At 36.7% G+C, this 14566-nt stretch carries 15 protein-coding genes; 10 read left to right on the top strand and 5 right to left on the bottom strand.

Annotated features, from left to right (window positions below; translation table 11 throughout):
• Positions 1–72: 72 nt before the first annotated feature.
• A complete protein-coding gene (locus H1R81_RS02670; RefSeq protein ID WP_181839128.1) occupies positions 73–321 on the bottom strand; it encodes a NifU family protein in 249 nt (82 codons plus the stop codon).
• A gap of 202 nt (positions 322–523) precedes the next feature.
• Between H1R81_RS02670 and H1R81_RS02665 the strand changes: the two genes are divergently transcribed.
• Positions 524–2470: a CocE/NonD family hydrolase gene (locus H1R81_RS02665; protein ID WP_310588046.1), complete on the top strand. Its 1947-nt coding sequence runs from the start codon at positions 524–526 to the stop codon at positions 2468–2470.
• Between the two features lie 85 nt (positions 2471–2555).
• Here H1R81_RS02665 and H1R81_RS02660 read toward each other — a convergent pair whose 3' ends face one another.
• On the bottom strand, positions 2556–2876 hold the full coding sequence (locus tag H1R81_RS02660; protein ID WP_181839127.1) for a c-type cytochrome: 321 nt from the start codon (positions 2874–2876) through the stop codon (positions 2556–2558).
• A gap of 267 nt (positions 2877–3143) precedes the next feature.
• Between H1R81_RS02660 and H1R81_RS02655 the strand changes: the two genes are divergently transcribed.
• The 3 genes from H1R81_RS02655 to H1R81_RS02645 are packed head-to-tail and all read left to right on the top strand — an operon-like array spanning position 3144 to position 8060.
• Positions 3144–5240, top strand: a complete 2097-nt coding sequence (locus H1R81_RS02655) for an OmpA family protein (RefSeq protein WP_229251039.1) — start codon at positions 3144–3146, stop codon at positions 5238–5240.
• Positions 5241–5243: 3 nt separating this feature from the next.
• Positions 5244–6941, top strand: coding sequence for a hypothetical protein (locus H1R81_RS02650; protein WP_181839126.1), 1698 nt, complete (start codon positions 5244–5246; stop codon positions 6939–6941).
• Between the two features lie 24 nt (positions 6942–6965).
• Positions 6966–8060 carry an acyltransferase gene (locus tag H1R81_RS02645; protein WP_181839125.1) on the top strand — a complete coding sequence of 365 codons (1095 nt, stop codon included), beginning with the start codon at positions 6966–6968 and terminating at the stop codon, positions 8058–8060.
• 3 nt (positions 8061–8063) lie between these two features.
• On the opposite strand, the gene H1R81_RS02640 is transcribed toward H1R81_RS02645, so the two are convergent.
• The 3 genes from H1R81_RS02640 to H1R81_RS02630 all read right to left on the bottom strand — a co-directional run bounded on the left by H1R81_RS02640 (position 8064) and on the right by H1R81_RS02630 (position 10470).
• Positions 8064–9323, bottom strand: a complete 1260-nt coding sequence (locus H1R81_RS02640; RefSeq protein WP_181839124.1) for a T9SS type A sorting domain-containing protein — start codon at positions 9321–9323, stop codon at positions 8064–8066.
• A gap of 95 nt (positions 9324–9418) precedes the next feature.
• The gene (locus H1R81_RS02635) at positions 9419–9952 is read right to left on the bottom strand and encodes an RNA methyltransferase (protein ID WP_181839123.1); all 534 of its coding nucleotides are present in this window, start codon (positions 9950–9952) and stop codon (positions 9419–9421) included.
• Positions 9953–10044: 92 nt separating this feature from the next.
• The gene (locus tag H1R81_RS02630) at positions 10045–10470 is read right to left on the bottom strand and encodes a GyrI-like domain-containing protein (RefSeq protein ID WP_181839122.1); all 426 of its coding nucleotides are present in this window, start codon (positions 10468–10470) and stop codon (positions 10045–10047) included.
• 146 nt (positions 10471–10616) lie between these two features.
• Here H1R81_RS02630 and H1R81_RS02625 point away from each other — a divergent pair, with 146 nt between their 5' ends.
• The 6 genes from H1R81_RS02625 (at position 10617) to H1R81_RS02600 (ending at position 14565) form a co-directional block, all read left to right on the top strand.
• Positions 10617–11240 (top strand): LysE family translocator, encoded by a 624-nt coding sequence (locus H1R81_RS02625; RefSeq protein WP_181839121.1) that lies wholly within the window; start codon positions 10617–10619, stop codon positions 11238–11240.
• Positions 11241–11400: 160 nt separating this feature from the next.
• Positions 11401–11847: a YHS domain-containing (seleno)protein gene (locus H1R81_RS02620; protein WP_181839120.1), complete on the top strand. Its 447-nt coding sequence runs from the start codon at positions 11401–11403 to the stop codon at positions 11845–11847.
• Positions 11848–11871: 24 nt separating this feature from the next.
• The gene (locus H1R81_RS02615) at positions 11872–12264 is read left to right on the top strand and encodes a DoxX family protein (protein WP_181839119.1); all 393 of its coding nucleotides are present in this window, start codon (positions 11872–11874) and stop codon (positions 12262–12264) included.
• Positions 12261–13277, top strand: coding sequence for a hypothetical protein (locus H1R81_RS02610; protein WP_181839118.1), 1017 nt, complete (start codon positions 12261–12263; stop codon positions 13275–13277). The genes H1R81_RS02615 and H1R81_RS02610 overlap by 4 nt, the downstream gene beginning before the upstream one ends.
• A gap of 45 nt (positions 13278–13322) precedes the next feature.
• A complete protein-coding gene (locus H1R81_RS02605; protein WP_181839117.1) occupies positions 13323–14000 on the top strand; it encodes a Crp/Fnr family transcriptional regulator in 678 nt (225 codons plus the stop codon).
• A gap of 121 nt (positions 14001–14121) precedes the next feature.
• Positions 14122–14565 (top strand): DM13 domain-containing protein, encoded by a 444-nt coding sequence (locus H1R81_RS02600; RefSeq protein ID WP_181839116.1) that lies wholly within the window; start codon positions 14122–14124, stop codon positions 14563–14565.
• The last annotated feature ends 1 nt before the right edge of the window (position 14566 follow it).

Below are 14566 nucleotides of genomic sequence, written 5' to 3'. Positions count from 1 at the left end.
AAGATAATAAAAAAGCCACTTGTATCTGCAAGTGGCTGTATATTTTTAGCTTTCAGTCTGACACCAAGGCTATTAGAAGGCTGGTGTTAAGTTCAATGCTTCTACTTTACGAATTTCAGGTACAGCCTTTAAAATGGCTTCTTCCAAACCAGCTTTGAAGGTCATAGAAGACATAGGACATGCCCCACAAGCTCCCATTAATTCAAGTTTAACCGTATAATCATCTGTAATTTCAATTACTTTCACATTCCCACCATCGGTTTGTAAATATGGTCTTACCGAATTTAAAGCGGTTTCTACTCTTTCAATTAAATTTTCCATATACCAGCATTCAAAGGATTTATTCCCGTGAGTCTCTTCGCGAGAATTTTTCTATATACAAAAGTAAAAAAATAATAAAAAAGTTCAAATAAATATGTATCAATTCCAATAAGAAAGACTTTTAAACCATGATGCAGGATTACCATGAATATTAGCAGAATTTATTGAATTAGGATATTTTTAAAAGACAGCTTAAAAAATCGTGAGACAAACCTTATATTTACAAGCCGGAAATTACTCTACTTTTATCATCAGGCAAATCCATTTTTCTAAAAACTATCAACAAACTATGCGAAGCTTCATTCTTATCTGTTTACTTTTATGCCAGGGTGTGGTAATGGCCCAGAATACCGATGCTGATTATGTGCGTGAAAACTATAAAAAGCGAGAAGTATATATAACCATGCGTGATGGAGTTCGTTTATTTACCTCCATTTATCTACCAAAAGATTCCACTAAAAATTACCCCATCATATTGCAACGTACGCCTTACTCGGTTGCTCCTTATGGTGAAGGTAAATTAAAAACGTTGGTCGGGCCAAGTTCTGAACTGATGCACGACAGTTACATCTTTGTGTATCAGGATGTGCGTGGGCGATGGATGTCAGAAGGTGAATTTGTAGAGATGCGCCCACATATTGATAATAAAAGCAGTAAGACCATGATTGATGAGTCGACTGATACCTATGATACTATAGAGTGGCTTACAAAAAACACTTACAATACCGGCAAAGTAGGTATGTGGGGCATCAGTTATCCAGGTTTTTATGCCTCAGCAGGTTTGATGGCCACTCACCCGGCTTTAGTGGCCTCTTCGCCACAAGCTCCGATGGCTGATTTATGGCGAGATGATAGCTACCATAATGGCGCTTTTATGTTACCTCATAATTTCGGATTTTATCCGGGCTTTACTAATAGAACTGACAATAAGCCTACACAATCATATGGCAAGCGCTTCAATTTTGGCACTCCTGATGGTTATAAGTTTTATCTGGACTTAGGGCCTCTGAAAAACTCCCTGAATTATACAGAGAGCCTCGGTAAAGACCCTTACTGGAGAGCCAATCTTGATCATCCCAACTATGATGATTTCTGGAAAGCCCGTAATATTCTGAATCACCATAATGGAATTAAACACGCCGTAATGGTAGTAGGTGGTTGGTATGATGCCGAAGATTTATATGGTACTTTCAAGACTTACAAATCAATTGAGGAAAAGAATCCGGGCATTACCAATATTTTTGTGGTAGGTCCCTGGGTACATGGAGGATGGGCAAGAGGTGATGGTGATATTTTAGGCAATGTAAATTTCGGGCAAAAAACAAGCACTTATTATCGAGGGAGTATTGAGCGTAAGTTTTTTAATTACTACCTGAAAGGACAAGGCGATAATGTTTTTGCAGAAGCACTGATGTATGAAACAGGAACCAACAAATGGCGTAGTTTTGCAGAGTGGCCGCCAAAGGCAGCCAAAGAAAAAAATCTATACTTCGGAGCTAATGGAAAACTTTCGTTCAGCGAGCCGGAAGAAAAAAAGAGTACTACTTCTTATATATCAGATCCTGATAAACCTGTCCCATCATCTGACTATATTACCGCGGGTATGCCTCGTGAGTACATGGTTGACGACCAACGCCATGCAAGCCGACGTCCTGATGTTCTGACCTTTCAGACTGACATTTTAGATAAAGATATTACTTTAGCCGGAAATATCTGGGCTAATCTGAAAGTCGCTGTAACAGGTACTGATGCTGACTTTATCGTTAAGGTCATAGATGTGTATCCTGATGATGCCAAAGATAATCCGAACACAGATAAAAAGATGAAAATGGCCGGCTATCAGCAAATGGTAAGAAGTGAAGCGATGCGTGGAAAGTTCCGTAAGAGCTTTGAGATACCAGTTCCATTCAAGCCCAACAAGGTTGAAGATGTATCATTTGAACTACAGGATGTGCTCCACACATTCCAGAAAGGCCATAGGATTATGGTTCAGATTCAGAGCACTTTCTTCCCGATTATTGACCGTAATCCACAGAAATACCTGCCTAATATTCATTTTGCCGATTATTCAGATTTTCAGACAGCTACACATACCATTTTTCATGAAAAGAAAAATGCAAGTTTTCTGAAAGTGCGAGTATTAGAATAAACCTCTATTGACGCAAAACCCCTCCATCTGCTAATGCCTATGGAGGGGTTTTACTTTGTATAACTATCTTTAAACTACCTTCTGTTTATTTCAATGTAGTAATCCATTTGGCAATTTTCAGAGCCTCCTCTTTAGGAACCTGACTCATCGGAGCCATTGGTGGATACCCTTCCCAGTTAGTCGGAACCGGTTTATAAATCAATTCAACTATTTGTTCTGGTTTATATTTTTTCTTCTTCATGACTTCCTTGTAAGCAGGTCCTACTAAACGGGTATCTACCTTATGGCAAGCCAAACAAGTATTTTTTTGTAATAACTTTTCTACATCTGGAGGGATTTTGGTTTGGGCCTTCGATACCGAAGCTATACCAAGTACAACGGCAACGGTCAAGAATGTTTTTTTCATTGTTTACTTATAAAGATTAAAAATAATACTTAAGTCGAAGAGGAAATTCTTCCGCTAAATACGTAAACAAAACGTTAGAATGAAAGAATTTGTTAAATTTTTAATAGAATATTTTGTTAATGAAAAGTTAAATAAAGGTTTATCAGATGAGCAAAGTATTTTCTACGGTATATCGAACAATCGTTTTCTTGAAAGTTTAATAATTTTCTTTTACTTTCGTTTTATAAGAAACAACTTAAACGTTATTCCAAAAGTATTAAAAATTGTATGAATGTATTACTCCCCAAAAAACCAGATAAACCAGCAATGTTTTATCCGAAATTTATGACCTGTTTTGGGGTTATTCTCCTGCTGTCTTTTCATTCTTTTTATGCCAAAGCTCAATATATTCAGTGGGCCAGTAAAGTAATCGGGTTTTCATCTGAGAGAACTGACCCTACCAATCAGGGTCTTGAGTTCAGGGCTGTACAGATTCTGGGAAATCCAAGTAAACTACCACAGACTGGCGACTCCAAAGCAGCCTGGTCTCCGGCAGGTGCTGATACCAATGGCGATGAATGGATAAAAGTAGGTTTTGAGAAACCAATGAAAATCAAACAGGTTTCAATCGGTGAAAATCATAATCCTGGGGCAATTATCAGAGTATTTGCCTACGATTCAACTGATACCGAACACCTGATACATGATAATGTAAACGATGTACCCAAAATGCCCGGCCGGATGTGGAACATCGTCATACCACGGACACCTTATTCGGTCTATGCTATCAAGTTGGTAATGTCTCCGTCAAGAGTACCTGGCTATAATCAGATTGATGCTATTGGTATTTCTGAGTTGGCAACACCTTACGAAGCCCGAATCAATCTGTCGAAGAATATGCCAAAAGAAATCATCAAAGAAAATCTGGGCAAAGGAGTTAATTCTAAATATCGTGAGGTTGCACCTATCATCACACCAGACGGTAAAACGCTGTTCTTTACAAGACAAGGACATGATGGAAATTTGGGCAGGGATAAAAAACAGGACGTTTGGATTTCGAAAATGCAATCTGATGGCACCTGGGGAAATGCAGAAAATATTCAGGCACCGATAAATACTGAAGAACACAATGCTGTAAGCACGATTTCGGCTGATGGCAAAACCGTATTTTTATTAAACACTTATTTACCTGATGGATCTCATCGACCGGGTCTTTCCAAATCAAAAAAAACACGTACAGGCTGGGAGTTTCCGAAAGAAGTAAAAATTACTGATTATTATAATAATGCTTCCTATACTGAGTTTTCTTTAGCTCCTAATAATAAGGTAATGATTATTGCCTGCAAACGAAACGATACACGCGGAGGTAAAGACCTCTATGTGTCGTTTCTGCATGAAAACGGTACTTGGTCTAAACCTGTAAATATGGGAAATAATATAAATACAGTGGAAGATGAAGGAGGGCCATTTGTAGCAGCTGACTCAAAAACTATTTATTTTTCGACATCAGGCTTTCCAGGATATGGCGACAATGATATTTTTTTAAGCCGTCGCCTGGATAGTACCTGGACAAAATGGAGTGAACCTGAAAACCTGGGCTCATTGATTAATACAGCAAAGTGGGATGGTTATTTTACAATTCCCGCATCAGGCGAATATGCTTATCTGAGTTCTGAAGAAAGGTCGATGGGAGCCGAAGACATTTTCAGAATTAAACTTTTCCCATCAATTAAGCCTGACCCGGTAGCCATAGTTTCGGGAACTGTAATTAATGCCATTGACAGAAAGCCTGTTCCGGCTGATGTATTTTTGGAAGCTCTTAACGATACCACCGATAAAGACAAGAAAGATAAAATCGTGTCAGAGTTTGATCCTGAAACCGGCGAATACAAATTTGTTGTACCTTTGAAGAAAAATTACAGTTTGAGTGCCACCAAAAAAGGCTTCATTGCTGTTAGCGACAATATTGATTTGACAAAAGATAATCGTTTCAGAGAAATCAGACGGAATATTAGCCTGATACCTATAAAAGAGGGGCAAACGATTGTACTCCATAATCTCTTTTTTAATCAGAGTAAATATGATATTCTGCCTCCTTCCTACCCTGAGCTGAACAGAATCATTGCTTTAATGAAAGAGTATCCCACTATGGAGGTGATGATTGAAGGTCATACAGACGGTGCTGACGACAACCTGATGCTAAATGTAAAACTCTCGCAGGACAGAGCCAATGAAGTTAAGAAATATCTGGTTGAAGTCGGTGGTATTGATGATAATCATATTCAGACCAAGGGGTGGGGTCCGTCAAGGCCAATTGCCAGCAATGCCACAGAAGAAACGAGAAAGAAAAATCGTAGAGTCGAATTTTCGATTTTGAAATTGTAATCAATGCTACTAAAAAATTCATTGGTACAGAAAGGCCTTGCGCTCTGTCTGATACTTATTCCGCCTGTACTTTTCGGATTTATTTTTCAGAAATATGCTATTAATATCCCTCATTGGGACGATTTAGCTGTACGAAATTCATTAGCTGATTTTCTTACATCAGACTCATTTTTCAACAAAGTCAGAATACTTTTTGCGCAACATAACGAGCACCGGATTTTCCTGACTCGTATATTTGCACTATTTATATTTTTTCTGAAAGGTACGTTAGATTTAAAACTGCTTATGCTATTAGGCAATTTAAGTCTTATTGGTATCTTAATGATTTTATACAGGTTTAGAAGCCATAATCATTCAGCTTTAATAACCTTGGTACCAATTTCGTTTTTGCTGTTTAATAGTGGGTTGTACGAGAATATGTTCTGGGGAATGGCCGCTGTTCAAAATTTCTGGGTTATATTCTTAGCCTTTCTCTCTTTTTATATTTTGATTTACAGTTACGACAAACCCACAAAAACCTACTTCTCTATAACAATTGCTACTTGTTTCTTGGGTATATTTACAAGCAGTAATGGAATCCTGATTCCAATTATCGGAACAACCATTCTTCTATTTCAGAAACGGTATCGTGAACTCACTGCCTGGGTGGTGCCATCAGTCTTATTCTTATTTTTGTATTTTTTCCAATACCAGTCATCTCCTGATAAAGTTTCCAGTTTCAATTTTTCATCTATTCCTATCATAGTAAAAGGATTCTTAGCGGTTACGGGCAATGCAATAGATTTGTCTTTTTTATCTCCAAACAAACACCTTGATCTATCAATGGCAACAGGTGTTATTATATTGATCATTATCGGATTATTCAGTTTTCAGGTTTTATTCAGTAAATACAACATCCGCCAACGCAATAATGATTTATTTCTGCTTAGCTGCCTGATGTTTTTAGTTATTACTTGCCTGGGCATAGCTATAGGCCGTATTTCATATGGCATAGAAGTTCTTCTGACAAGTAAGTACAAGATTAATTCGATTCTTATACTTTGTATAAGTTATCTTATTATTCTCAACTCACTTGTCAAACAAAAACAAAAAAAAGTCATCACAATAGCCATTTTATTGAGCATCGGGTTTAATTTTTATACTTATCTGGCTGAATTCCAGCATATTGTTTATTTGAGGCATGAACGCATAACCGACCAATTTAAGATACAATACAGTGACAAAGAAATGCCTGCAAACGGCATTTATGCGCAATTACAACGACCCGTCCCGACATTCTATGATTCACTCTTGCCTGACTTGTTGTCTGCAAAAGATTCAGTACAAACACAAATCAATATCTTAGAGAATGAATCAGGCTTTATATTGACGGATAAACAGTCTGGTACCCTCGATGTAAGTTCAGCCGATGCAGGACAATATATAATTTTAAGGTCGGCACAAAATATTTATTTGTTTCCTTGTAAAATTTTTACTCAGGCTTCCTTTCAGTTAAAAGATTATATTAATATCGGATTTCTTTTCAAAAATCAATTGAAGCTTGGTAGCTTTGTGTGCGATTTTACAAAATTTTATATTCAGTCTGGTACTTACCAGATAGGTATTGTCAGAGTAGAAAATGAGCAATCTGTTGTTACTTTTACGAACCAATCAATCAATATCCAAGCAATACAGAAGCAAAAACCCAAGCAAAACTGGTAGATTTCTATAAGAATTATAATCCTGATGTCGGCACAAAACACTTCCTATTTAAAACAATTAGATGGCATACGATTTATAGCAGTATCATTGGTTCTAATAGACCATTGGTCTGACGAAAAGCTAAAACTCCCTTTGGGATTCTTAGGCGTTTGTCTTTTTTTTGTATTAAGTGGATTTCTGATAACCCGCATTTTGTTAAACGCCAAAGATAAAGACGAAGCACTCAATCGTTCGCATGGGTTTTCTCTCAAGCAATTCTTCATACGACGTACCATTCGCATTTTCCCTGTTTATTACCTGACAATCCTTATCCTTTATATTCTTAATGTTCCTCCAGTTCGGGATAAAATCGTGTGGTGCCTTACATACTCAACCAATATCTATATTGCCATTTATGAATCATGGTTAGGGGTAATCGACCATTTGTGGTCATTGGCAGTGGAAGAACAGTTCTACCTCTTTTTCCCTTTCGTTATCTTTTTTATTCCTTCACGCTATTTAGTTAGAGTGTTATTTGGCTTTATCGGCCTCTCAATATTACTCAGACTTGTTCTTTACCTTAACGGTGTAGCATGGATGGCTTCTTATGTACTGATGCCTACCTGCCTTGATGCTTTTGGTATGGGAGGGCTTTTAGCTTACTTTTTTTATCACAAAAATGAGAAAGTCAAAGCATTTGTTACTAATAAAGTATGGATTGGGGTGAGTGTGCTGCTTTATACAGGCGTAATTATGTTGAGTAAATGGGTTTCAGAAGGGCAAAGCATCATAACCATTGTATTCTTACGAATATTTGAGTCTTTCCTATCTCTATTTTTGGTAGGTAATGCCGCTTATAATTTCGGAGGCATCATGAAAGGCATATTAGAAAACAAATTAAGCATTTATATTGGTCGTATTAGCTATGGGATTTACATCTATCACAATTTTATCTATAACTTTTATCATTCCTCACCTAATCATCCTACTATCAGGTTATTGAACAAGTTGCCTATTATTGCCAATCACTTACCACTAAAGTTTTTTTTCTTATATGCAATTACAATTGGAATTGCCTCTATTTCATGGTTTCTGATAGAGAAACCAATCAATCATTGGAAAGAGAAGTTTGGATATTAAACTCTAAGGAGATTTTACCAACTTTTTGGTAATTATCTGACTGCCATCAACAACTTTTAGTACATAAACACCATCCGGCAGGGAGCTTAAGTCTATTGGAATAGTTTCAGAAGTAATAGATTGGCTGTCAACACGCTGAATTGTCCTTCCTTTGCTATCCAACAATTCTATGCTTACGTCACGTCCCTGATTCCGTAATGGGAAAGCAACTTTTACAATGTCTGCTACAGGATTAGGAAATATAATGGCACTTAACACAGGTTCAACTATGTATTCGTTTGCCGTAATTGGATTCCCCTCAATCCCCACAATCTGCCAGCCCAAGTCCTGCAAACACCTCAGCAGTAAATCACCCGGCTGCTGATTTACCTCGGCTGAACGTACATTGGGCGACATCAAAGAATTAGGGTTGCCCTGTGGGTAGTAAGTTTCATCAAAATGAGATATACTTGAGCCTTCATTAAATGAGGTGGGTGCATAGAGTTTTGGCAGAAAATTGGCATATTGGCTATTTCTCAAACCAAAATAAAGCGCATTACCTGTTAAAGCGGCTTTCAGGTCTGTAGATGGGTTTCCGAAAACACCGTTGTTTGTTAATTTAATTTTGCCTACGTTCTGCAAGAACATATCATAAATATAATTGCTGCCTGACTGCCCATATTGCCCTTGTGTATTGCTATTGACTAATTTCATTGAAGATGAAAAACCCAGACCGTGTGCAATTTCATGCATAACAACCGTAATTAAATCGAACTTACCCGATTGTGATTTCCCGTCTACACCATAATACCAGTTCATATTACTATTGAGCTTCATCTCAATCTCAAAATCCCCTTCATTCAGGTCTTTGCCCGAAATTGCTTCTGCCAATGATACCGGATACCAGACATTCTGAAAAGGCGCGTTCTGAAAGTTTTTATAAATACGGGTTGAGCCTGTAACAGCCAATACTCCTGTTGAAAGAGCGGTCCATGTGGCTTTAATACGAATAGGCTGGGTAGAATACAGGTATTTTGACCATATACTCATGGCCTTTTCATAGGCTGTTTTTGCAGCCTCGGGAAAGTCAACATAAGATACCTGAATAGTTGAAGTAGCCAGGACTCTGGTATTGGATAGGCGATCTTTATCGGATAACAGTTCTGTAAAGCTATCTTCTTCGGTGTAATAACAAATAACCGGCTCAGCAGGCATTGATTCTACCTGCGCAAGTGCTGTTTGATAAGTCAATAACAAAAGAAAGAGTTTTCCTAACAGACGCATTAGTAAATGTTTAGGTAAAATTTATTGAGTGAGTCAGTCAATTCTTTTATAAAGACGGAAAAAGATGCAAAAAAATTGCATGAACAAATAAGCAATTATCGCGCCATCACTTTCGATACATAATCCCAGCAGATAATTCCGACCGTAACAGAAATATTAAGCGAATGCTTGGTACCAAACTGTGGTATTTCTATACAATGATCGGCAGCGGCAATTGCTTCATCATTCACCCCAAAAACCTCGTTGCCGAATACAAAAGCATATTTTTTGAAAGGCTCAGGTCGAAAATCTGTTAAACTCATACTATCTTCCACTTGTTCTACCACCAACACTATATATCCATTTTGTTTCAATTCTGTAATTAATGTCACAATATCCGCCCGATGTTCCCACGCTACCGAATCTGTTGAACCTAAGGCTGTTTTTTCAATCTCTCGGTGGGGTGGTGTACCAGTGATACCACATAAATAGATTTTTTCTACCAAGAAAGCATCTCCTGTCCGAAAAGCGGAACCAACATTATTCATACTTCTGACATCGTCTAATATCAGGCAAAAGTTCTTTTTTTCAACCTCCTGAAACTCCTCTATCGACAGACGATTCAATTCTTCCATTTGCAATTTTCTCATACAACATTTTTTTCTGCAAAGTTAGAATGTAATTGAGTGTATTTGAAAGTTTTTTGGAAAAAGCTTCTGAGTAGAGATGTAAGATAAAATTTCTATTTTAAACACATTATTAATTCAGTTTCCAGTTTAGATTCGTCTGAATTCCAATGTCCATAAATTTCAATATTTGGAAGAATAGCCTCATACTCCATATTTACCAGCGCATTTATCATTTTTTGTCCAGTACTGCCAATAAGCTTATAGGAGCCAATATGTTTATAATATGCGTATTTTTCAATTTTTATTTTCTTTTCAACAAGTCTATTGCTCGTATTGTCAAGTTCCACACCTGCAAAAACAAAATTATTTGGTTCATATACCCAAATATTGGTGCCTTTACTTTTCAAGCCGAGATTTTTCACCACTTCCCACACCTTTCCGCTTAATTTAAAGACAGTATCAACGTAATCTTTCTGTAATGCAGTAGCTCCAAAGCCATAAATAGTTAATTGGAGATCTTTTCGTATTTCTATGTTCATTTAATATGGTCCTTAAAATAGATAGATATCAGGCATCTTTTGAAAAAGTATTTATCAGATTAAATATAAATATTTTTACAAAGTCATCCAAAAGACATTTCATTAGTCGAAAAATTCTTTATTTTGCTTTGTTGAAATCAAGACTTATGGAATTTCTGATTTTTCTTCTTACGGCCACTATCAGTTTTTTAGGATCTATTCAATTAGGTTCAGTAAATTTAGCTGTTATACAAACTACTCTTAGCAAAAATTTTTCAGCCGGGGTATCGGTAGCTATAGGTGGAAGTATCCCAGAAATCATCTATTCTGCATTGGCTTTAGAAGGATTATTATTTATTCAGCAAAACCAGTCATTTCTTGACAAACTCAACCTACTCATGATACCTGTCTTTATTGTGATGGGTATTGTCTATTTTTTTCAGAAAAATCCTGATGTCAACATAGCTACTGCTACGCCTGTCAACCTTAAGGTTAATTTCCTGAAAGGTTTTTCGTTAGGTATGGTTAACCCCCAGATTCTTCCCTTTTGGTTCTTTATATCAGTCTATATTAATAAATATATAGTTATCAGCAGCCTTGCCACCAAATCTGCCTTTATTTTAGGGGCTGTTACTGGCGCCTTTGGTATTTTGTATCTTTTTGCATTCATTAGCAATCGTCAGCAACTGAAAATTCAGAAATTGTTAAAAGGCTACCCTATTAATCGAGCAATTGGTCTTATTTTTTTAATATTAGCGCTGTTTCAGGTTATCAAAACATGGGTTGATTAAAGGGAGTAGACTCAGTAATAAAATAAATTTTATCCTTAGCTCCGTCTCCTTTGGGCTCTACTATTTGCCATACTCAAAACCGTCTCATTCTGTCATTTGCCCGACATTTTACTCAATCCATATATTTTACTTTTGCGATAGAAATTAAAAGAAAATCAAAATGAAAAAATTATTTTTTCTGTTGGTGATGGTATCCCTTCAGAGTTTGGCACAAGAAACAGCTATTCGTCAAAAACATTTTTTATTAGAAAAAGGCATTGCTTTATCAGGATATGACCCTGTTAGTTACTTTTCAAATAAACCAGTAAAAGGTAAAATTTCTTACATATTTAATGGCATTACTTACAAATTTGCCAATGAACCTAATCTGGAAGCCTTCAAAAAAACACCCCTTCAATATGAACCTGCTTATGGTGGCTGGTGTGCCTATGCAATGGGAGCAAAAGGTGAAAAGGTAGAGGTTGACCCGGAAAATTACAAAATTATTGATGGGAAGGTCTATCTTTTCTACAAAACCATTTTTAACAATACGCTTAATAGCTGGAATGAGGAAGAAGCAAGACTCAAGAAACAGGCAGATATAAACTGGATAAAGATTTACAAATGATTCAATGCTAATTTTTTTAAAATCATGAAAACAACACTTATTCTGCTTTGGGTAGCTCGCTTGGTAGCTGCCATAATTATGCTACAGACTCTGTATTTTAAATTTACCGCTCAGGCAGAGAGCGTCTACATATTTTCGACAATCGGGCTTGAACCTTGGGGAAGAATTGGAACCGGTATTGCCGAACTAATCGCTTCTATCCTATTATTAATTCCCCATACCTCATGGCTTGGGGCATTAATGGGTATTGGCATTATGGCTGGAGCAATTGTGTCACATCTGTTTCTATTAGGTATTGAAGTAATGGACGACGGTGGGCAGCTTTTTTATATGGCATTACTCACAACAATTTGTTGTTTATTTGTAGTTTATAAAGAAAAAGCTACCATTTTTAGGGTTATTAAGAAATTCGCATGAGGCTTCCACTTTTTTTAGTCAAGATCTTTAATTATGAGTATTGGTCATGGTGGGTATTTTATCTGCCAATGACTCCATACTGGATTTTTCAGGCTATTCGCGCCAGGTCACTTACTTATTTTACAGCCGTTAATCCAAGTATAGAAGCGGGGGGGTTTTATGGCGAACATAAGAGCGAGATTCTGAAATATATTCCAACAGAATATCTGCCAGCTACTGTATATATTTCACCCGAAACTGATTTCGATGAGGTATTATCTGCATTACAATTGCACAAATTAAATTTTCCTGTTATTGCCAAGCCTAACGTAGGGGAAAGAGGCACTTTAGTGGTAAAAATACTGACAGAAGCTCAACTGAAAATATACCATGAAAGTATAAAAGCTGATTATCTGATTCAGGAGTTTATAGAATATCCGATAGAACTGGGGGTTCTATTCAGCAGAATGCCCAATCAGCAATCAGGACAAGTCTCATCAGTTACTCTAAAAGAGTTTCTGAGTATTACGGGTGACGGGAAATCGACAATTGAAGAGTTAATTCTCAATAGCACAAGAGCAAGATTTCAGTTAGAAACTCTCAGAAACAAATTAGGAGAAGAAATAAAAGAAGTGTTACCAGCAAATGAAAAAAGAATTCTGGAACCCATTGGAAACCATTGTAGAGGAACTAAGTTTGTTAATGCCAATCACCTGATTAATGAACAGTTACATAAGGTTTTTACAAAAATTGCCATGCCATTTGAGGGCTTTTATTATGGCAGGTTTGATATGAAAGTAGCCAGCTATGAGGATTTATATGCCGGAAAAAACATCAGGATTTTGGAGCTGAACGGTGTTAGCTCTGATCCTGGGCATATCTACGACCCCCGCTATTATTTATGGCAAGCTTACCGTGATTTAGGCTGGCATTGGAATCGGGTAGCCGAGATTAGTATTGAGAATCAGAAAAGGGGCGTAAAACCCCTCCCTCTTAAAGAAATAATCCAGATTGTGAAGCAACATTTTGGTTGATTAAAACTCCATTATTAGTATATTTAGGGTATTATCCCTTGAGCCATGAATCTTGAAACCAAATACTGGCATTTGCATAATCATCAATTATTCAACGCTTTAAATTCAGCCGAGTTAAAGCAAATCTGCCTCATTACCAATTTTAAAACTGCTAAAAAAGGTGAGATAATCTACTTTTCGCATGATGAGGCTGACCGTGTTTATACCATTAAAAGAGGTACAATAAAAATCGTCGAAATTGATGACAAGGGTAATGAAATTGTAAAAGATATTCTACAAACCGGCGATTTATTCGGGCAATTTACACTGGTCAATCAAACACTCGATGAGTATGCTGTGGCGGTATCAGACTATGTAACCTGTTGCAGTTTTAAATTGACTGACTTTGAAGATGTTATAGAGCGAAACCCAGTTCTGGCATTGCGTTATACTAAATGGGTTGGTTTCAGATTAAAACGAATGGAAAACCGTTATGCCAATCTGGTTTTTAAAGACGTAAGAGCCCGTCTGAATAGTTTTCTGAAAGATTGGGCAGTAAAAGAGGGGAATAGCGAGAAAAATGAAATCGTATTAAAAAATTATCTTACCCATCAGGACATAGCAAGCCTCATATGCAGTACTCGCCAGACAGTTACACAATTATTTAATGAATTGAAAGAAAAAAATATTCTCGACTACTCCCGTAATGAAATTACAATTAAAAATCTTTCTGCCTTAACCTGATCGGTAGGGTTTAATCTTTCAAGCATATCTTCTGAAAATTATTCATATTCTTAGTCAGCCAGCCGACATCCTGTTTTTACAACTTAATCTACTTTTGTCTTATTAATATAAGTTAAAGGTCATGAGAAAAAAATCATTTGTGTTGTCAGTTGTATTATTATTTTCTTTAGCCTGTCAGAAAGAAAATATCACGACATCAACTGATAATGAATCCTTACTACCAAACCCGATTACGCAAAAACCCGAAAATCTGATTGCCAAAGGAACTTTTCAATCGGCTGTTCACACAACAAGCGGTGAAGTGAAAGTATATAGAGATATCAATCTGAAAAAAGTTTTGCTTTTTGAAAATTTCAAAACTGATAGCGGGCCCGATCTGAGAATTTACATGGCAGAAGATAAAGTGCTCACCAATTTCATTGAAATAACTGATAAAGTTAATATTAATGGCACTTATAGTTTAGCTATACCTGATGAAGCCGACCCTTTGAAACAAAAATACGTACTTATCTGGTGTAAACGTTTCGCCGTACTTTTTGGCAGTGCCGAATTAAAATCAAACTAAA

The sequence above is a fragment of the Emticicia sp. BO119 genome (assembly GCF_013912375.1).
Classification (GTDB): domain Bacteria; phylum Bacteroidota; class Bacteroidia; order Cytophagales; family Spirosomataceae; genus Emticicia.
Note: the sequence above shows the minus strand (reverse complement) of the source record. Positions and strands in the feature narration are given on the sequence as shown.